The organism is Geobacillus sp. ZGt-1 (genome assembly GCF_001026865.1).
Classification (GTDB): Bacteria; Bacillota; Bacilli; order Bacillales; family Anoxybacillaceae; genus Geobacillus; species Geobacillus thermoleovorans.
Map to the genome: position 1 here is coordinate 52,860 of NZ_LDPD01000002.1, position 19,016 is coordinate 71,875.

The window sequence follows — 19,016 nt, forward strand, 5'->3', positions numbered from 1 at the left end:
TTCGAATCCCGTACGGGTCATCGCAAACGAGCATGCGCCATCAAGCGACATGCTCGTTTTTCTTTTTTGCCTCTTTCTGTCGGAACAAGCCTGTTGACCGCGTTTTGCCGTGGAAAACGTCGAACGATTTTTTATTTTTCTCTGTGGTTTTGACAAATTTCTGACAATTCAAGCGATATAATAGGGGGTAATAGAAAGGTAAAGGAGAGGATCGGGAATGGAAAGAGTAGAAAGAGGGACGGTGCGCCGCAGCATTTCGGAAGTGCCGATTCATGACACGCAAGCAACGGTGTCGCGCTGGATGCGCCATGTGAAGCTGCGCCTCGGTCATCTGTTCATCCATCAAGGCTTTTTGCTTCTTCTTGTCGGCTTTTTGCTTGGACGAGCATTGATTTTATCGAAGCTGACCCCGTTCGCTTTGCCATTTTTCGTTTCGGTCTATATGCTGCGCCGCGACAAGGCCGCTTTTGCGTTGATCTCGCTGTTGGCCGGTGCTTTGACGCTGTCGCTTGATGTGGCGCTGTTTGTCGGCGTTTCCATTTTTGGCTTTCTCTTTATTTACGGATGGGTGCGGAGGGTGATCAGTGAGTCACTGAAAATCGTTCCATTTGTTGTGTTTGTGCTGTCTCTTTCCGCCAAATGGCTGATCTCCTATTATTGGCTCGGAGAGCGATCGGTCTACGGCGCCGCCATGGCGGTCGTCGAAGCCGGGCTGTCGCTTGTATTGACCTTGATTTTTATGCAAAGCATCCCGTTGTTGACAGTGCAGAAGCATAAACATGCGTTGCGAGCGGAAGAGATCATTTCGTTGATCATTTTGTTCGCCTCGATGTTGACCGGGATGATCGGTTGGGCTGTGTACGGTTTGTCGCTTGAGCATGTGATGTCGCGCTACCTCGTTTTGTTGTTCGCGTTTGTCGCCGGAGCGGCGACCGGCTCCACCGTCGGCGTTGTCACCGGGCTTGTACTGAGCTTGGCAAATGTCGGCAACTTGTCGGAAATGAGTTTGCTTGCTTTCGCCGGGCTGCTTGGCGGGTTGCTGAGGGAAGGGAAAAAACTTGGGGTGGCGTTCGGCCTCCTCGTCGCGACGCTGTTGCTTGGTTTATACGGCGAAGGGAAGAGTGAGCTTGTGCCGACGCTGTTTGAATCCGGCATCGCAATTATGCTGTTTTTTGGTACATCCCGTTCACTGACGGAGAAAATCGCCAAATACATTCCCGGCACGGCAGAATATATAAATGAGCAACAACAATACGTCCGGAAAATCCGCGATATGACGGTGCAACGCGTCTCGCAGTTTTCCAACGTCTTTCAGGCGCTGGCGGAAAGCTTTTCGCCCGAACCGCTTCCGGATGCTAATGAATACAGCGACCGTGAAGTCGACTATTTTTTGAGCGACATCACGGAAAAAACGTGCCAAACGTGCTTTAAGAAGACGCAATGCTGGGCGGACAACTTTCGTACAACCTATGCGTACATGAAGCAAATGATGGGCGAGGCGGACGAAAAAACATTGTCGCAAAACCATCAGTTGCTGCGCGAGTGGGAGCGGTATTGCGTCAAGGCCGGCAAAGTCGTCGACGCGATTGAAAAAGAGATGGTTGCTTATCAAGCAAACCGCAAGCTCAAACGGCAAATCCACGAAAGCCGGAAGCTTGTCGCTGAACAGCTGTTGGGCGTTTCGCAAGTGATGGACGATTTCGCCAAAGAAATGCAGAAAGAACAGGAAAACCATTATTTGCAGGAAGAACAAATTTACCATGCGCTGCAAGAGTTTGGCATCGAAGTGGGCCATGTCGACATTTACAGTTTGGAAAAAGGAAATATCGATATTGAAATGAGCATTCCTTACTGCGAAGGGCGGGGTGAGTGCGAAAAACTGATTGCGCCGATGCTGTCAGATATTTTGGGAGAGACGATCGTCGTCAAGCGCGAAGAGTGCGCCGCCTACCCGAACGGCTACTGCCGCGTCGCCTTCGGCTCGACGAAAGCGTTCGTCGTCGAAACGGGCGTCGCGTTTGCCGCCAAAGGAGGGGGGTTCATTTCTGGCGACAGTTATGCAACGATTGAACTTGCTACCGGCAAGTACGCCGTTGCCATCAGCGATGGCATGGGCAATGGGGAGCGGGCGCATGACGAAAGCCGCGAGACGCTGCGCCTGTTGCAAAAGATTTTGCAGACGGGAATGGACGAGTCGATTGCCATCAAATCGATCAATTCGATTTTGGCATTGCGGACGACAGAAGACATGTATGCGACGCTGGATTTGGCCATCATCGACTTGCAAAACGCGGCGACGAAGTTTTTGAAAATCGGATCGACGCCAAGCTTTATTAAGCGCGGTGACAAGGTGATGAAAGTGGAAGCGAGCAACTTGCCGATGGGCATCATTAAAGAAGTGGAATTTGACGTTGTCACCGAGCAGCTGAAATCGGGCGACTTGCTCATTATGATGAGCGATGGTGTGTTTGAAGGGCCGATGAACGTCGAAAACCATGATGTTTGGATGAAGCGGAAAATTCAAGAATTAAAGACGAACGACCCGCAGGAAGTCGCCGATTTGATCATGGAAGAAGTGATCCGCCAATGCGGCGGCGAGATTGAAGACGATATGACCGTCGTTGTCGCCAAAGTTCGGCACAATACGCCGAAATGGGCGACGATTCCGGCATACATGTATATGAAAAAGGCGCAATAGCTAGCGTATAAAAACGTTCCCCTGCGGCGATGATGGTAATACATTCGCCAAGGAGGGGAACGAACGTGCGAAAGGGAACGTTGCGGCAAATTTTGCTCATTACCGATGGCTGCTCCAACCATGGTGAGGACCCAGCCGCCATGGCGGCGCTAGCCCGTGAGCAAGGCATTACGGTGAACGTGATCGGCATCTTGGACCAAGGTGCGATGGATGAAAACGGACGGCGGGAAATTGAAGCGATCGCCGCGGCTGGCGGCGGGATGAGCCAAGTCGTGTACGCGAAACAGCTGTCGCAAACCGTGCAAATGGTGACGCGCCAAGCGATGACTCAGACGTTGCAAGGGCTCGTCAATCGCGAGTTGAAACAAATCTTTGGTTCTGACGTTTCGCTTGAGGACTTGCCGCCGGACAAGCGCGGCCAAGTGATGGAAGTCGTCGATGAACTCGGGGAAACGGTTGCCCTTGATGTGCTCATTTTGATCGATACGAGCGGGAGCATGAAAACAAAACTGCCGACCGTCAAAGAGGCGCTCATCGATTTATCGCTCAGCTTAAATGCGCGCATGGGCGAAAACCGCTTTTCGGTGTTCATCTTCCCGGGAAAACGGGCGCACGCCGAAAAAATGATCGACTGGACGCCAAGGATTGAAGAGTTGTCCACTATCTTTCCGAAATTGGCGTCGGGCGGGCTGACGCCGACCGGACCGGCGCTGCGTGAGGCAATCGCCTATTTTGAGCGTAAACGGTCGTTAAGGAGCTGGATCGGCGATGGCGATGAGCCATACATCGAAGAATCGTCTTTGTAATTTGCCGCCTGGTACGGTCATCACTGGGAAATGGCACGGCCGTTCCTACCGGCTGCTGCGGCGGCTTGGCAGCGGGGCGAACGGCGTCGTCTATTTGGCGGAGAACGGCCGGACTCGCGTCGCCGTCAAGTTGAGCGATGACTATGCGTCATTGGCATCGGAAATGAATATATTGCGCCGTTTTGCTAAGGTCCAGGGAGCCGCCCTCGGGCCTTCTTTGCTGGAAGCCGATGACTGGCAAAGCCCGTTTGCGCGGGNGACGATCCCGTTTTATGTGATGGAGTATATTGAAGGGGAGAATTTCGCTGCTTTCATCCGCCGCCGTGGAAAAGAATGGGCGCCCGTGCTCGTGATGCAGCTGTTGTCGGTGCTTGATCGGCTTCATCAAGAAGGATGGGTATTTGGGGATTTAAAGCCGGATAATTTGATCGTTACCGGGTCGCCGCCGTCGGTTCGGTTGCTTGATGTGGGCGGGACGACGCTGCAAGGAAGGGCGGTAAAAGAGTTTACTGAGCTGTATGACCGCGGCTATTGGGGGCTTGGATCGCGCAAAGCGGAGCCATCTTACGACTTGTTTGCGGCGGCGATGGTGATGATTTCTTCTTGCTGCCCGGGGCCGATTGAGAAAAAGGGTGACGGTCGGGCGCAGCTGTTGTCCATCATCGAAACGGACCGCTTTTTAACCCGATACAAGGAGGTGCTGCAAAAGGCGCTTGACGGCCGATATCGAAAGGCGGCCGATATGCGTCGCGACTTATTGGCCGCCTCTTCCCGCCATACATCGGCGGAAAACGAAAGAAAGGCAGTGCCAAGCCGTCGGTCGGGGCGNCAGGTGAAACGGCGCCGCCAAGCGAGAGGGATTGTCGAAACGGTGGTCATCGCCGCCGCATTGCTGGGCGCCTATGCCTTTTATATATATTGGCAGCTGGCGATGTAATTTTTTTTGAGAAAACAGGGCGGACGTGTTACGATGAAGCTGAAAGAAACGCAAAGAGGTTGGCTCGGATGATCGACAAAGTGCGCGCCTTTATCCACAGGCATCAACTGCTTTCAGAAGGAGCGGCCGTCATCGTTGGCGTCTCCGGAGGCCCGGATTCGCTTGCGTTGCTGCACGTTTTTTTGTCGCTGCGCGACGAATGGAAGCTTCAGGTCATAGCGGCCCATGTTGACCATATGTTTCGTGGGCGGGAGTCAGAAGAAGAGATGGAGTTTGTGAAACGTTTTTGCGTGGAGCGCCGTATTTTATGTGAGACTGCGCAAATCGACGTCCCGGCCTTTCAGCGCAGCGCAGGTCTCGGCGCCCAAGAGGCGGCGCGGATCTGCCGCTACCGCTTTTTTGCCGAACTGATGGAAAAGCATCAAGCGGGGTACGTCGCCGTAGGCCATCATGGCGACGATCAAGTCGAGACGATTTTAATGCGGCTTGTGCGCGGCAGCACAAGCAAAGGATACGCTGGTATCCCCGTCAAACGGCCGTTTCACGGCGGCTATCTCATCCGTCCGTTTTTGGCTGTCAGCCGGGCGGAGATTGAAGCGTATTGCCGGCAGATGGGGCTGTCTCCACGCCGCGATCCGAGCAATGAAAAAGACGATTATACGCGCAACCGGTTCCGCCATCATATTGTCCCGTTGCTGCGGCAGGAAAATCCGCGCCTGCACGAGCGGTTTCAGCAATACAGCGAAATGATGGCGGAAGATGAGCAATTTTTGGAGGAATTAGCCGCGGACGCGCTGAATAAAGTAATGGAAAAACAACATCGCGATGCGGCGCTTTCCATCGGACCATTTTTGGAGCTGCCGCGACCGCTGCAGCGCCGGGTGCTGCAGCTGTTGCTTCTCCGTCTTTATGGCGGCGTTCCGCCGACATTGACTTCCGTACATATCGGCCATATACTGATGCTTTGTGAGCGCGGCCGCCCTTCCGGAATGATCGATTTGCCAAAAGGGCTCAAAGTGATTCGCTCGTACGACCGCTGTTTGTTTACTTTTGACGCAGAAAGCGGCGAGAAAGGCTATTGGTTTGAACTGCCGGTTCCGGCGCTATTGCCCCTCCCAAACGGCTATGCAATCATCAGTGAATTTGGGGAACACTATCCAAGAAAGCAGGCCGGGAATGATTGGTTCGTCGTGGATCCTGCTTCCGTCTCCTTGCCGCTTCGCGTGCGGACGCGTCGGCGCGGCGACCGGATGGTGCTCAAGGGGACGGGAGGCACGAAAAAATTGAAAGAAATTTTCATTGAAGCAAAAATTCCGCGGATGGAAAGGGATCGCTGGCCGATTGTCGAAGATGCCGACGGTCGCATCCTTTGGATGCCTGGCTTGAAAAAATCGGCTTTCGAAGCGCAAAACCGTGGGCAAGCTCGCTNTATTTTGCTGCAATATCAGGCGATGAACAGCTAGGAGGAAAAATAAGATGGGGATGAAAGACGATATTCAAAAAGTGTTGATCACTGAAGAGGAAATTCAGGCAAAAGTCAAAGAACTCGGCGGTTTGTTAACGAAAGAATATGAAGGCCGTTTTCCGCTCGCTGTCGGCGTTCTCAAAGGGGCGATGCCGTTTATGGCCGATTTGCTCAAACATATTGATACATATTTAGAAATGGATTTTATGGACGTATCAAGCTATGGCAATGCGACCGTTTCATCCGGCGAAGTGAAAATCGTCAAAGACTTGAACACCTCCGTCGAAGGACGGGATATTTTGATCATTGAGGATATTATTGACAGTGGGCTGACGCTCAGCTATTTGGTCGACTTGTTTCGCTACCGGAAGGCGAATTCGATCAAAATCGTCACGCTTCTTGACAAGCCGTCTGGACGGAAGGCGGACATTCAAGCCGATTACACCGGATTTACCGTCCCGGATGAATTCGTCGTCGGCTATGGGCTCGATTACGCGGAAAAATACCGCAACCTCCCGTTTATCGGCGTCTTAAAGCCGGAAGTGTACCAAAAGTAGAACGGTTGCTGGGCGACGGCCGAATTGTTTGTATTGAAACAAATTTCTATGATAGTATTGAGTATAGTGTGTTTCATATGGGAGGAGGCAAGAAATGAACCGGATTTTCCGCAATACCATCTTTTATTTGCTGATTTTCCTCGTCGTGATCGGCGTCGTCAGCTTTTTTAACGGCACGAACCAGCGAACGGAGCCGATGACGTACGATGCGTTCATCACTCATCTGGAAAACGGGGATGTCAAGTCGTTTTCCATTAAGCCGGAGCGCGGCGTATATGAAATCAAAGGCCAGTTGAAAACATATAGCGAAGGGCAGTACTTTTCCACCTACGTCATGAACAGTGACAAAGTGCTTGACCGCATCGATGCGGCGGCGGCGCGGACGCGGGTGGAAGTCGTGCCAGCGGACGAAACGAGCGGATGGGTGACGTTTTTCACTTCCATCATCCCATTTGTTATTATTTTTATTTTGTTCTTCTTCCTTTTGAACCAGGCACAGGGCGGCGGCAGCCGGGTGATGAATTTCGGCAAAAGCCGGGCGCGGCTGTATACGGATGACAAGCGGAAAGTCCGCTTCCGCGATGTGGCTGGGGCAGATGAGGAAAAGGAAGAGTTGGTGGAAATCGTCGAGTTTTTAAAAGATCCGCGCAAGTTTGCGGAACTTGGCGCCCGCATTCCGAAAGGGGTATTGCTCGTTGGGCCGCCTGGAACCGGGAAAACGCTGTTGGCGCGCGCGGTTGCCGGAGAAGCGGGCGTGCCGTTTTTCTCGATCAGCGGGTCGGATTTCGTGGAAATGTTCGTCGGGGTCGGGGCATCGCGGGTGCGCGACTTGTTTGAGACGGCGAAAAAAAATGCCCCGTGCATCATCTTCATTGATGAGATCGACGCCGTCGGCCGCCAGCGCGGCGCCGGCCTTGGCGGCGGCCATGACGAGCGTGAGCAGACGCTCAACCAACTGCTTGTCGAAATGGACGGCTTTAACGGCAACGAAGGGATCATTATTATCGCGGCCACCAACCGGCCGGACATTTTAGACCCGGCGCTGTTGCGCCCGGGTCGCTTCGACCGGCAGATTACCGTCGACCGCCCGGACGTCAAAGGGCGCGAAGCGGTGCTGCGCGTGCATGCCCGCAACAAGCCGCTCGATGAATCCGTTGACCTGAAGACGATCGCGATGCGGACGCCTGGATTTTCCGGCGCCGACTTGGAAAACTTGCTGAATGAGGCGGCGCTCGTTGCAGCGCGCCGCAACAAAAAGAAAATTGATATGAGCGACATCGACGAGGCGACGGACCGGGTGATTGCCGGACCGGCGAAAAAAAGCCGCGTCATTTCGGAAAAAGAACGGCGCATCGTCGCGTTTCACGAAGCTGGGCATACGGTCATCGGCATGGTGCTCGCCGATGCGGAAATGGTGCATAAAGTGACGATTGTGCCGCGCGGCCAAGCCGGAGGCTATGCGGTCATGCTGCCGAAAGAAGACCGCTACTTTATGACGAAAGCCGAACTGATGGATAAAATCACCGGACTGCTCGGCGGGCGCGTTGCCGAGGAAATCGTGTTCAATGAAGTGAGTACAGGGGCCCACAACGATTTTCAACGGGCGACAAACATCGCGCGCCGGATGGTGACGGAGTTTGGTATGAGCGAAAAGCTTGGTCCGCTTCAATTCGGCCAACCGAGCGGGCAAGTGTTTTTAGGACGTGACTTACACAACGAGCAAAACTACAGCGACAAAATCGCCTATGAAATTGACTTAGAGATTCAGCGCATCATTAAAGAGTGCTATGAAAAAGCGAAACAAATTTTGACCCAACATCGGGACAAATTGGATTTGATCGCCAACACGCTGTTGGAAGTCGAGACGCTCGATGCGGAGCAAATTAAACATTTGTTCGAACATGGCACGCTGCCCAAAGACCGGAACGGGCGCGAGGAGTCCGGCAAAAGCGACGGCGATGTGAAAATCAACATCCAAAAGAAAGAGGAGTAATCGATGTCTCTGTTCGGAGGCATCTTTTTTTTTGCCGGCGGCCCAGGGAAAGAAGGACAGTTTTTTTCCCGTAAGTATGATATGATAAAGAATGGGAATTTATCGAGGAAAAGCGAGGAATGAAGCGATGATTTTTGTATTGGACGTCGGCAATACAAACACGGTGTTAGGGGTGTATGACGGGGACGAACTGAAACATCATTGGCGCATTGAAACAAGCCGCTCGAAAACGGAAGACGAATACGGCATGATGATCAAAGCGCTCTTGAACCATGTCGGCTTGCAGTTTTCCGACATTCGAGGCATCATCATTTCCTCGGTCGTGCCGCCGATTATGTTTGCTCTTGAACGCATGTGTCTAAAATATTTCCATATCAAACCGCTCATCGTCGGTCCGGGCATTAAAACCGGGCTCGACATCAAATATGACAATCCGCGTGAGGTGGGCGCCGACCGGATTGTCAACGCGGTCGCCGGCATCCATTTGTACGGCAGTCCGCTGATTATCGTCGATTTTGGCACGGCGACGACGTATTGTTATATTAATGAACATAAACAATATATGGGAGGGGCCATTGCCCCGGGAATTATGATCTCGACAGAGGCTCTGTTCGCGCGGGCGGCGAAATTGCCGCGCATTGAAATCGCCCGCCCGGATGATATCATCGGCAAAAATACGGTCAGCGCCATGCAAGCCGGCATTTTATACGGTTATGTCGGACAAGTGGAAGGCATCGTGTCGCGAATGAAGGCGAAAAGCAAAATCCCGCCGAAGGTGATTGCTACTGGCGGTTTGGCTCCGCNCATTGCCAGCGAATCGGACATCATCGATGTCGTTGATCCGTTTTTGACGCTGACTGGCTTAAAATTGTTGTACGAGAAAAACACCGAGAAAAAAGGATGAAAGGCTTGATGAAGATGGGAGACTACTTAGTCAAAGCACTCGCTTACAATGGACAAGTGAGAGCGTATNCCGCAAGAACGACGGAAACTGTCGCCGAGGCGCAACGCCGCCACCAAACATGGCCGACCGCCTCAGCGGCTCTCGGCCGGGCGTTGACCGCCGGTGTTATGATGGGAGCGATGCTGAAAGGCGAGGAAACGTTGACGATTAAAATTGACGGCGGCGGCCCGATCGGCGTCATTTTAGTCGACAGCAACGCCAGAGGGGAAGTGCGTGGCTATGTAACGAATCCACATGTACATTTTGAGCTGAACGAGCATGGGAAACTTGATGTGGCACGGGCGGTCGGCAAAAATGGGATGTTGACGGTTGTGAAGGATCTTGGGCTGCGCGACTTTTTCACCGGACAAGTGCCGCTTATCTCCGGGGAGCTTGGCGATGATTTTACGTATTATTTTGCTTCGTCCGAACAAATTCCGTCATCGGTTGGCGTCGGGGTGCTCGTCAATCCCGACCATACCATCCGAGCCGCCGGAGGATTTATTATCCAGTTGATGCCCGGGACGGAGGAGAACACGATCACTCGCATTGAAGAGCGGCTGAAACAAATTCCGCCCGTGTCGCGCATGATCGAAAGAGGGCTCAGCCCGGAACAGCTGCTCGAACAACTGTTGGGAGATGGAGGCGTCCGTGTGCTCGAGACGATGCCGGTGTCATTCGTCTGCCGCTGTTCGCGCGAGCGGATCGCTGATGCCCTTATCAGCCTAGGGCCCGAGGAAATCCAAGACATCATCGACAAAGAAGGGCAGGCGGAAGCTTCGTGCCATTTTTGCAATGAAACGTACCATTTCGACAAAGCGGAGCTGGAACAGTTGAAACAACTCGCAAAAAAAGAATGAAAACAGTAAAATGATTGACAATTACGCCAATAGTTGATACATTGGAGACAAAGTCGATAAAATTAATGGGGATTAGAGGTGGAACAATGGCACGCACAGTCAACTCGATAACCGAATTGATCGGCGATACGCCGGCCGTGAAACTGAACCGCATCGTTGATGAAGACAGCGCGGATGTGTATTTGAAACTGGAATTTATGAACCCGGGCAGCAGCGTCAAAGACCGGATTGCGTTGGCGATGATTGAAGCGGCGGAAAAAGCGGGCAAGCTGAAGCCGGGCGACACGATCGTTGAGCCGACAAGCGGCAACACTGGGATCGGATTGGCGATGGTCGCGGCGGCGAAAGGATATAAGGCGGTATTAGTCATGCCGGATACGATGAGCTTGGAGCGCCGCAACCTGCTGCGGGCGTATGGAGCCGAGCTTGTGCTCACACCGGGTGCACAAGGGATGCGCGGAGCAATCGCAAAGGCGGAAGAGCTCGTCCGCGAGCACGGCTACTTTATGCCACAGCAATTTAAAAACGAGGCGAACCCGGAAATCCATCGCTTGACGACCGGGAAAGAGATCGTGGAGCAAATGGGCGACCAGCTTGATGCGTTTGTTGCCGGCGTTGGCACGGGCGGAACGATCACCGGAGCAGGCAAAGTGTTGCGCGAAGCTTACCCAAACATTAAAATTTACGCCGTTGAACCGGCCGATTCCCCAGTCTTGTCGGGAGGAAAACCGGGCCCGCACAAAATCCAAGGGATCGGCGCTGGCTTTGTTCCAGATATTTTGGATACGAGCATTTACGATGGGGTTATTACGGTAACGACGGAAGAAGCGTTTGCGGCGGCCCGCCGCGCGGCTCGCGAGGAAGGCATTCTCGGCGGCATTTCGTCCGGCGCTGCGATTCATGCGGCATTGNAAGTGGCGAAAGAGCTCGGCAAAGGGAAAAAAGTGCTCGCCATCATCCCGAGCAACGGCGAACGTTATTTGAGCACGCCTCTTTACCAATTTGAAGACTAAGCAGACTTTTTCGGCAGGGGCAACCCTGTCGAATTTTTTTACGAGGATGGTGACCCAGACGGACAATCATTGTACAATAAAAGTAACTATGGACATCGTAAGGAGCTGACGAGGATGGAACAGCGGCGCAGGCGACTGAAACGAACTATCGATTATCGCGGACGGGATTGGTTCCGCCAGTACGAACAGCTGGCCTATAGCCGGCCTCATCATGTGTTGCTTGAGAGCGGCCAAGGGGGAAGGTACAGCATTATCGGCCTTGACCCGATCGGAGTGATCCGCGCTGACGAGCGGCGGCTCATCANCAAGCAGCGCGGGGTTGAAACGGTGCTGGATGGCTCGCCGCTCGAAGGGCTCCGGCAATGGCTTCGGTGTTTCGCCGTGCCGGATGAGGGGGAGTCGTTGCCTTGCCAAGGCGGGCTGATCGGTTTCATTAGCTATGATGCGGTTCGCTATCTGGAACGGCTCCCGGTGCTCGCGCAAGATGATTTGCGGCTGCCGCTCATGTATTTTTTCCTCTTTGACGACGTAGCGATTTATGATCACCAAACTGAACAGCTTCATTTGCTTGCCTACGCGAATGAAGGGGAGGAAAGCGAAGCAAACCGGCGGCTTGCGCGGCATGCACGGATGTGGCTCGAGGATCGGAATGAAGCGCTGGTCTGGCCGCTTGCTGCCTCGACAGCTGCGCCGTCTGTTTCAATGACAAAAGAGAGGTTTATGGATGCGGTTCGCCGCGTGCAACGCTATATTGCGGCGGGCGATGTGTTTCAAGTCAACTTATCGGTGCGTCAGTCGCAGCCGCTGGTGACGCATCCATTTGCCGTCTACAAGCAGTTGCGGATGCTGAATCCGTCCCCTTACATGGCGTATTTGCATACCCCGGAATTTCAAGTCGTCAGCGGCTCGCCGGAGTTGCTCGTCCGCAAGCGGGGATGGCGTCTTGAGACGCGGCCGATTGCCGGCACACGTTCGCGCGGTCGGACGGCGGCAGAGGATGAACAAATTGCTCGCAAGTTGCTTGCGAGTGAAAAGGAGCGGGCCGAGCACGCCATGCTCGTTGATCTTGAGCGGAATGACCTTGGGCGTGTCTGTGTCTATGGGACGGTGCGTGTCGATGAGTGGATGACGGTGGAAAAGTATTCGCATGTGATGCATATTGTTTCCCACGTATCCGGCATCATGGCTCCGGAACATGATGCGTTTTCTGTTATTCGTGCGATGTTTCCCGGCGGGACGATCACCGGCGCCCCGAAAGTGCGAACAATGGAAATTATTGAAGAGTTGGAACCGGTCCGCCGCGGCTTGTACACGGGCTCGATCGGTTGGATCGATTTTCAAGGAAACATGGAGCTAAACATCGCCATTCGAACGATGGTCGTCAAAGACGGATTGGCGCATGTACAGGCAGGAGCGGGCATCGTCATCGATTCCAACCCAGAGCATGAGTACAAGGAATGTGTAAAGAAAGCGGCTGCCCTTTGGAAAGCGAAAGAGCTGAGCGAAGCAGAGGCATTATTTCCGAGCATGAGGTGAGAATGATGATCGTCATGATTGATAACTACGATTCATTTACGTACAATTTGGTGCAATATTTGGGCGTGTTGGGAGAAGAGCTGATTGTCAAACGGAATGATGAAATTACGGTGGCTGAAATCGAACGACTCCGCCCTGATTTTATTATGATTTCCCCCGGTCCATGCACACCGAATGAGGCAGGGGTCAGCCTGGAAGTCATCGATCGCTTTGCCGGCCAAATTCCGATTTTCGGCGTCTGCCTCGGGCATCAAGCCATCGCCCAGGCGTTCGGCGGCCGCGTTGTCCGCGCTCCAAGGCTGATGCACGGGAAAACATCGTCCGTCTACCATGATGGGGAGACGATTTTCTGCGGCGTGCCGAACCCGTTTACGGCAACGCGCTACCATTCCCTTATCGTCGAGAAAGAGACGCTTCCGGACTGTTTCGTCGTGTCGGCTTGGACGAAAGAGGATGAAGTGATGGCGATTCGCCATAAAACGCTGCCGGTGGAAGGCGTGCAGTTTCACCCGGAATCGATTATGACAAGCCATGGGATGCAACTGTTGAAAAACTTTATCAACACGTATAAAAAGGCGTGACAGTCATGTACGTGTATATCAACGGCGCGGTCGTTCCGCGCGAAGAAGCGCAGTTATCAGCGTTTGATCACGGCTTTTTATATGGGCTCGGCTTATTTGAAACATTCCGCACGTATAGCGGCCACCCTTTTTTGCTTGACGATCATTTGGCCCGATTGAACAAAGGGCTGTCTGAGCTTCACATCGAAAGGCAGTTCGGCCGCGCCGAAGCGGTGGCGATCATCGAGCAGTTGCTCGAGGCCAATGGCTTGCGCGACGCTTATGTGCGCTTCAATGTATCGGCCGGGGTCGGCGATCTCGGCTTGCCGATCGAACGTTACCGAAACCCGACCGTCATCGTCTATATGAAGCCGCTTCCGCCGCCCGTCCCTCCGGAAGGAAAAGAAGGGGTGGTGCTCGCGGCAAGGCGAAACAGCCCGGAAGGCAATGAGCGACTAAAGTCGCACCATTATTTAAACAATATGATTGGGAAATGGGAGCTCGGACATCGACCTCATGCGGAAGGAATTTTTTTGAATTCAGATGGTGCGGTAGCGGAGGGGATCGTTTCCAATATTTTTTGGGTGAAAGACGGCATCGTCTACACGCCAGCGCCGGCTGTCGGCATATTAAACGGCATCACAAGACAATTCATCATTGCTTTGCTCAAGCAGTTGCGCATCCCAGTTGAAGAAGGGGTATATCCGCTGTCCCATTTGTTGCAGGCTGATGAAGCATTTATCACCAACTCTGTGCAGGAAATTGTACCCCTTTGCCGCATTGGCCATTGCGTTTACCAAGGAAAAAATGGTCCGGTGGTCCGGGCCTTGCAGCACCATTACCGACGCTTGACCCATCGGTTATGGACGAGGAACGAATTGGCAGAAAGGATGAACGACTGATGACAACATCGATGCGCCCTCTTCGGCTTCAATGCCGCGGGCATGAGCTTGACTTAAACAAAAAAACGTTGATCATGGGCATTGTCAACGTCACGCCCGATTCGTTTTCCGACGGCGGCCGGTTTTACGACGTGGAAAACGCGGTCAAGCACGCGAAGCGGCTCGTGGCGGAAGGAGCAGACATCATTGACATCGGCGGTGAATCGACTCGTCCGGGGGCGGATCCAGTGCCGCTTGATGAAGAATTGCGCCGCGTCATTCCGGCGGTAAAAGCGATTGCTAAGGCGGTGAGTGTACCGATCTCAATTGACACGTACAAAGCGGAAGTAGCGCGGCAAGCCATGGAAGCCGGGGCGCACATCATCAACGACGTTTGGGGAGCCAAGGCGGACCCTGATATGGCCCGCGTCGCCGCCACGTACGGCGCGCCGATCATTTTAATGCACAACCGCCGCGATATGGCCTATCGCGATTTGATTTCCGACATGATCGCCGATTTGAAAGAAAGCATTCGCATTGTCAAAGAGGCGGGTGTGAAAGATGAGAACATTATTTTAGATCCGGGGATCGGCTTCGCCAAGACGGTCGAGCATAACTTGGAGGTGATGCGGCGCCTTGATGAATTTGCCGCTCTCGGCTATCCGCTTTTGCTTGGCACGTCGCGCAAACGATTTATCGGCCATGTGCTCGGCGTGCCTGTCGAGGAGCGGGTCGAAGGAACAGGAGCGACCGTTTGTCTCGGCATCATGAAAGGGGTGCACATCGTCCGAGTCCATGATGTATTGCCGATTGCCCGCATGGCCAAAATGATGGATGCTATGCTTGGGAAGGGAGAGAGCGGTCATCGATAAAATTTATGTGCAAGGCATGGAGTTTTACGGCTACCACGGGGTGTTTCGCGAAGAAAACATCCTCGGCCAGCGATTTTTGGTCGATGTGACGTTGGAGCTCGACTTGCAGCCTGCCGGGCGGAGCGATTGTCTTGAGTATACCGTCAACTACGCCGATGTGTACGAGCGCTGCCGGGCGATCGTTGAGGAGCGGACGTTCGCCTTGATCGAGGCGGTCGCTGAAGCGATCGCCGCCGACTTGCTCGCTGCCTTTCCTGTTGTCGAGCGCTGCATTGTCAAAGTGACGAAGCCGAATCCGCCGATTCGCGGCCATTATCAACATGTCGCAGTCGAAATTGATAGGGGTCGTTAAATGGAAAACATCGCATATCTCGCTTTAGGCTCCAACCTCGGAGATCGTGTTTCCTATTTGCGTTCTGCCATTGAAGCGCTCCATCATCATCAGGAAATTTTTATCACATCGAGCTCATCGATTTATGAAACCGATCCGGTCGGCTATGTCAACCAAGGCAAGTTTTTAAACATGGTGATCGAGGTGGCGACCACGTTGTCGCCGTTTGCCTTGCTTGACGTGACCCAGCAAATCGAACGACAACTTGGAAGAAAAAGGGAAATTCGCTGGGGACCACGGACGTTAGACCTTGACATTTTGCTGTATAATCATGAAAATATTGAAACAGAGCAGCTGACGATCCCGCATCCGCGCATGGCGGAGCGGGCGTTCGTGCTCATCCCGTTGTTTGAAGTCAACTCCCACGTGGCAATACCGAACCTTTCCGAGCCGTTAATCGACATCATTGGCCGACTACCTGACAAAAAAGGAGTTCATGTATGGAAGCGGAAAGATGGGGAAGACGTATTCGCGCTTTTCGAAAGTTGAAAGGATATACGCAAGAAAGACTGGCGAAAGAACTAGGCATTTCCGTATCGATCCTTGGTGAAATTGAACGGGGGAACCGGATGCCGTCCGATTCGCTCGTTGGACAAATCGCCGAACGGCTGAATATATCGGTGGAAGAACTGGCGCCGCCGAAACTCGAATCGAACAAGTAGAAAGGAGGCATCTGCGATGTTTCGCATTGGCGATGTCGAAATTAAAAACCGCGTCGTGCTCGCTCCGATGGCAGGCGTATGCAACTCCGCGTTCCGCCTGACCGTCAAAGAATTCGGCGCCGGGCTTGTATGCGCCGAGATGGTAAGCGACAAAGGAATCGTATACAACAACGAAAAGACGTTAAACATGTTATATATTGATGAACGGGAAAAGCCGATCAGCTTGCAAATTTTCGGCGGCGAGAAAGAAACGCTCGTCAAAGCGGCGAAATTTGTCGATAAAAATACGAATGCAGATATCATCGACATCAACATGGGTTGCCCAGTGCCGAAAATTACGAATTGCGACGCTGGAGCGAAATGGCTGCTTGACCCGAATAAAATTTATGATGTCGTTGCCGCGATCGTCGATGCCGTTGAAAAACCGGTCACGGTGAAAATGCGGATCGGTTGGGATGAAAAGCACATTTACGCCGTCGAAAACGCTCAAGCCGTTGAGCGCGCCGGCGGGAAGGCCGTCGCCGTCCACGGACGGACAAGGGTGCAAATGTATGAAGGAAAAGCGGACTGGAACATCATCAAGCAAGTGAAAGAAGCCGTCAACATCCCGGTTATCGGCAACGGAGATGTCAAAACGCCTCAAGATGCAAAGCGGATGCTTGAAGAAACAGGGGTCGACGGCATCATGATCGGACGGGCGGCGCTTGGAAACCCTTGGATGATCTATCGCACTGTCCGTTATTTAGAAACTGGAGAGCTCATCCCGGAACCGACGCCGAGGGAAAAAATCGATGTCTGCCTGCTGCATTTAGACCGATTAATTGCCTTAAAAGGCGAATATATCGCCGTCAAAGAAATGCGTAAACACGCTGCTTGGTATTTAAAAGGCATTCGCGGCGCAGCGAAAATCCGCAACGCCATCAATGAATGTGAAACGCGGGACGAACTGGCCGCACTGTTGCTTCGCGTGGCGGAGGAAGCGGAAGTCCAAGCAGCGGCGAACGCCGAAGCCGTTTAAACAACGGAGATGACGTTCATGCAGCGGAGGACTGCCAGCGAGCGCTGGCAGTATTTTTCGTAAAAAATCGCTAAATGGAGTGAATGAGGTATGAGTCATGAAGAATTGAACGACCAACTGCGCGTCCGCAGGGAAAAGCTGAAAAAAATTGAGGAATTGGGTGTCGACCCGTTTGGCAAACGGTTCGAGCGCACTCATAAAGCGCAAGAACTGTTCGAACTGTACGGCGATTTGTCGAAAGAGGAACTTGAAGAAAAGCAAATTGAAGTCGCCGTCGCCGGCCGCATCATGACAAAGCGCGGCAAAGGAAAAGCCGGGTTCGCCCATATCCAGGATGTCACCGGGCAGATTCAAATTTACGTCCGTCAAGACGATGTTGGCGAACAGCAGTACGAACTGTTTAAAATCTCTGACCTTGGCGATATCGTCGGCGTGCGCGGCACAATGTTTAAAACAAAAGTTGGTGAACTTTCCATCAAAGTGTCGTCGTACGAATTTTTGACGAAAGCGCTGCGTCCGCTGCCGGAAAAATACCATGGTTTGAAAGACATAGAGCAACGCTATCGCCAGCGTTATCTCGATTTAATTATGAATCCGGAGAGCAAAAAGACGTTCATCACCCGCAGTTTGATCATTCAATCGATGCGGCGGTATCTTGACAGCCACGGCTATTTGGAAGTTGAAACGCCGATGATGCACGCTGTGGCTGGAGGCGCTGCGGCGCGCCCGTTCATTACGCATCATAACGCATTGGATATGACGCTTTATATGCGAATCGCTATCGAGCTCCATTTAAAACGGCTTATCGTCGGCGGTTTGGAAAAAGTGTACGAGATCGGCCGCGTTTTCCGGAACGAGGGCATTTCCACCCGCCATAACCCGGAGTTTACGATGCTCGAATTGTACGAGGCGTACGCCGATTTCCGCGACATTATGGAACTAACGGAAAACTTGATCGCCCACATTGCCACTGAAGTGCTTGGAACGACGAAAATTCAATACGGCGAGCATGTCGTCGACTTAACGCCCGAGTGGCGGCGCCTCCATATGGTCGATGCGATCAAGGAATATGTCGGCGTCGACTTCTGGCGGCAGATGAGCGACGAAGAGGCGCGGGAGCTGGCGAAAGAACACGGAGTGGAAGTTGCTCCACATATGACGTTTGGCCATATTGTCAACGAATTTTTTGAACAAAAAGTCGAGTCTCACCTCATTCAGCCGACGTTCATTTATGGCCATCCGGTTGAAATTTCACCGTTGGCCAAGAAAAATCCGGACGACCCGCGTTTTACCGACCGATTTGAGCTGTTTATCGTCGGGCGCGAACATGCCAACGCCTTTACCGAATTGAATGATCCGATCGATCAGCGCCAACGCTTTGAGGCGCAGCTGAAAGAGCGTGAACAAGGAAACGATGAAGCACATGAAATGGACGAAGACTTCCTTGAAGCGCTCGAGTACGGCATGCCGCCAACAGGCGGGCTTGGCATCGGGGTCGACCGTCTGGTCATGCTGCTGACGAACTCACCGTCGATCCGCGACGTGTTGCTTTTCCCGCAAATGCGTCATAAATAAATTTGATCGCTCCCTGCAAAGACAAGCAGCAGGGGGCTTTTCATTTATGTAAAAATAGTTGTCGTTGTTTTGTTGAAAAACAAACACAGGAAGTCGAGTTGACAAACCACTCCCAACGTGTTATATTATGATAGCACGTTGAAATGACAGCACTAATCAAAAACAAGGATCTAGTTGACAAATAAATAAATTTAATTATAATATAACTTGTCTGTTGATTGTCTAGTGATGATAGCGGAGGGGAAACAC

General features: G+C 52.8%; 16 protein-coding genes and 8 pseudogenes. All 24 read left to right on the plus strand.

The features are described from left to right. Nucleotides 1–217 precede the first annotated feature (217 nt). A complete protein-coding gene (spoIIE, locus tag VU18_RS00285; protein ID WP_047757474.1) occupies nucleotides 218–2,698 on the plus strand; it encodes a stage II sporulation protein E in 2,481 nt (826 codons plus the stop codon). Between the two features lie 29 nt (nucleotides 2,699–2,727). Beyond that, nucleotides 2,728–3,504, plus strand: a complete 777-nt coding sequence (locus VU18_RS00290) for a VWA domain-containing protein (protein ID WP_020754013.1) — start codon at nucleotides 2,728–2,730, stop codon at nucleotides 3,502–3,504. Further along, nucleotides 3,467–3,761 (plus strand): annotated as a pseudogene (locus tag VU18_RS18565) (protein kinase family protein); the annotation flags it as partial. The gene VU18_RS00290 and the pseudogene VU18_RS18565, both read left to right, overlap by 38 nt. Nucleotide 3,762: 1 nt before the next feature. Continuing rightward, nucleotides 3,763–4,332, plus strand: a pseudogene (locus tag VU18_RS18570) (protein kinase family protein); the annotation flags it as partial. A 1-nt stretch (nucleotide 4,333) separates the two neighbouring features. Beyond that, nucleotides 4,334–4,441: pseudogene (locus VU18_RS18575) on the plus strand (protein kinase family protein); the annotation flags it as partial. A 68-nt stretch (nucleotides 4,442–4,509) separates the two neighbouring features. After that, nucleotides 4,510–5,869, plus strand: a 1,360-nt coding sequence (tilS, locus tag VU18_RS00300; protein WP_236687220.1) for a tRNA lysidine(34) synthetase TilS, incomplete at its 3' end; no start/stop codon positions are given. 48 nt (nucleotides 5,870–5,917) lie between these two features. Further along, on the plus strand, nucleotides 5,918–6,463 hold the full coding sequence (gene hpt / locus VU18_RS00305; protein ID WP_012820458.1) for a hypoxanthine phosphoribosyltransferase: 546 nt from the start codon (nucleotides 5,918–5,920) through the stop codon (nucleotides 6,461–6,463). Between the two features lie 94 nt (nucleotides 6,464–6,557). Beyond that, nucleotides 6,558–8,456, plus strand: coding sequence for an ATP-dependent zinc metalloprotease FtsH (ftsH, locus tag VU18_RS00310; RefSeq protein ID WP_011229577.1), 1,899 nt, complete (start codon nucleotides 6,558–6,560; stop codon nucleotides 8,454–8,456). Nucleotides 8,457–8,583: 127 nt separating this feature from the next. After that, the coding region (locus tag VU18_RS00315; RefSeq protein ID WP_236687221.1) for a type III pantothenate kinase at nucleotides 8,584–9,259 on the plus strand (676 nt) is incomplete at its 3' end. A gap of 1 nt (nucleotide 9,260) precedes the next feature. After that, nucleotides 9,261–9,360: pseudogene (locus VU18_RS18580) on the plus strand (pantothenate kinase); the annotation flags it as partial. 14 nt (nucleotides 9,361–9,374) lie between these two features. Beyond that, a partial coding sequence (locus tag VU18_RS20985; RefSeq protein ID WP_255351061.1) for a hypothetical protein occupies nucleotides 9,375–9,428 on the plus strand: 54 nt, incomplete at its 3' end. A gap of 1 nt (nucleotide 9,429) precedes the next feature. Then, nucleotides 9,430–10,259, plus strand: a pseudogene (gene hslO, locus VU18_RS00320) (Hsp33 family molecular chaperone HslO); the annotation flags it as partial. Nucleotides 10,260–10,345: 86 nt separating this feature from the next. Next, nucleotides 10,346–11,170: cysteine synthase A (gene cysK / locus VU18_RS00325; RefSeq protein WP_236687222.1), on the plus strand; the 825-nt coding region annotated here is incomplete at its 3' end. A gap of 1 nt (nucleotide 11,171) precedes the next feature. Further along, nucleotides 11,172–11,272 (plus strand): annotated as a pseudogene (locus tag VU18_RS18585) (cysteine synthase A); the annotation flags it as partial. A 114-nt stretch (nucleotides 11,273–11,386) separates the two neighbouring features. Further along, nucleotides 11,387–11,576 (plus strand): annotated as a pseudogene (locus tag VU18_RS18590) (aminodeoxychorismate synthase component I); the annotation flags it as partial. Nucleotide 11,577: 1 nt separating this feature from the next. Further along, a pseudogene (pabB, locus tag VU18_RS00330) lies at nucleotides 11,578–12,808 on the plus strand (aminodeoxychorismate synthase component I); the annotation flags it as partial. Nucleotides 12,809–12,813: 5 nt separating this feature from the next. After that, nucleotides 12,814–13,389, plus strand: coding sequence for an aminodeoxychorismate/anthranilate synthase component II (pabA, locus tag VU18_RS00335; protein ID WP_023634495.1), 576 nt, complete (start codon nucleotides 12,814–12,816; stop codon nucleotides 13,387–13,389). A gap of 5 nt (nucleotides 13,390–13,394) precedes the next feature. Beyond that, entirely contained in the window at nucleotides 13,395–14,270 is an 876-nt protein-coding gene (pabC, locus tag VU18_RS00340; protein WP_011229583.1) for an aminodeoxychorismate lyase, read from the plus strand. Continuing rightward, nucleotides 14,270–15,121: a dihydropteroate synthase gene (folP, locus tag VU18_RS00345; RefSeq protein WP_011229584.1), complete on the plus strand. Its 852-nt coding sequence runs from the start codon at nucleotides 14,270–14,272 to the stop codon at nucleotides 15,119–15,121. The genes pabC and folP overlap by 1 nt, the downstream gene beginning before the upstream one ends. Then, nucleotides 15,084–15,473 (plus strand): dihydroneopterin aldolase, encoded by a 390-nt coding sequence (gene folB / locus VU18_RS00350; protein ID WP_014194586.1) that lies wholly within the window; start codon nucleotides 15,084–15,086, stop codon nucleotides 15,471–15,473. The genes folP and folB overlap by 38 nt, the downstream gene beginning before the upstream one ends. After that, nucleotides 15,474–16,001 (plus strand): 2-amino-4-hydroxy-6-hydroxymethyldihydropteridine diphosphokinase, encoded by a 528-nt coding sequence (gene folK, locus VU18_RS00355; protein ID WP_011229586.1) that lies wholly within the window; start codon nucleotides 15,474–15,476, stop codon nucleotides 15,999–16,001. Beyond that, entirely contained in the window at nucleotides 15,953–16,174 is a 222-nt protein-coding gene (locus VU18_RS00360) for a helix-turn-helix domain-containing protein (RefSeq protein WP_011229587.1), read from the plus strand. The genes folK and VU18_RS00360 overlap by 49 nt, the downstream gene beginning before the upstream one ends. 16 nt (nucleotides 16,175–16,190) lie before the next feature. Continuing rightward, entirely contained in the window at nucleotides 16,191–17,192 is a 1,002-nt protein-coding gene (gene dusB / locus VU18_RS00365) for a tRNA dihydrouridine synthase DusB (RefSeq protein WP_021322650.1), read from the plus strand. Between the two features lie 90 nt (nucleotides 17,193–17,282). Further along, nucleotides 17,283–18,767, plus strand: coding sequence for a lysine--tRNA ligase (gene lysS / locus VU18_RS00370; RefSeq protein ID WP_021322651.1), 1,485 nt, complete (start codon nucleotides 17,283–17,285; stop codon nucleotides 18,765–18,767). The last annotated feature ends 249 nt before the right edge of the window (nucleotides 18,768–19,016 follow it).

What these genes read in the sequence shown, in the direction of transcription:
- pabA (WP_023634495.1), top strand. Translation starts at nt 12,814, where the DNA reads ATGATCGTCATGATTGATAACTACGATTCATTTACGTACAATTTGGTG.
- hpt (WP_012820458.1), top strand. Translation starts at nt 5,918, where the DNA reads ATGGGGATGAAAGACGATATTCAAAAAGTGTTGATCACTGAAGAGGAA.
- VU18_RS00360 (WP_011229587.1), top strand. Translation starts at nt 15,953, where the DNA reads ATGGAAGCGGAAAGATGGGGAAGACGTATTCGCGCTTTTCGAAAGTTG.
- pabC (WP_011229583.1), top strand. Translation starts at nt 13,395, where the DNA reads ATGTACGTGTATATCAACGGCGCGGTCGTTCCGCGCGAAGAAGCGCAG.
- VU18_RS00290 (WP_020754013.1), top strand. Translation starts at nt 2,728, where the DNA reads ATGATGGTAATACATTCGCCAAGGAGGGGAACGAACGTGCGAAAGGGA.
- dusB (WP_021322650.1), top strand. Translation starts at nt 16,191, where the DNA reads ATGTTTCGCATTGGCGATGTCGAAATTAAAAACCGCGTCGTGCTCGCT.
- folP (WP_011229584.1), top strand. Translation starts at nt 14,270, where the DNA reads ATGACAACATCGATGCGCCCTCTTCGGCTTCAATGCCGCGGGCATGAG.
- lysS (WP_021322651.1), top strand. Translation starts at nt 17,283, where the DNA reads ATGAGTCATGAAGAATTGAACGACCAACTGCGCGTCCGCAGGGAAAAG.
- folK (WP_011229586.1), top strand. Translation starts at nt 15,474, where the DNA reads ATGGAAAACATCGCATATCTCGCTTTAGGCTCCAACCTCGGAGATCGT.
- ftsH (WP_011229577.1), top strand. Translation starts at nt 6,558, where the DNA reads ATGAACCGGATTTTCCGCAATACCATCTTTTATTTGCTGATTTTCCTC.
- folB (WP_014194586.1), top strand. Translation starts at nt 15,084, where the DNA reads ATGCTATGCTTGGGAAGGGAGAGAGCGGTCATCGATAAAATTTATGTG.
- spoIIE (WP_047757474.1), top strand. Translation starts at nt 218, where the DNA reads ATGGAAAGAGTAGAAAGAGGGACGGTGCGCCGCAGCATTTCGGAAGTG.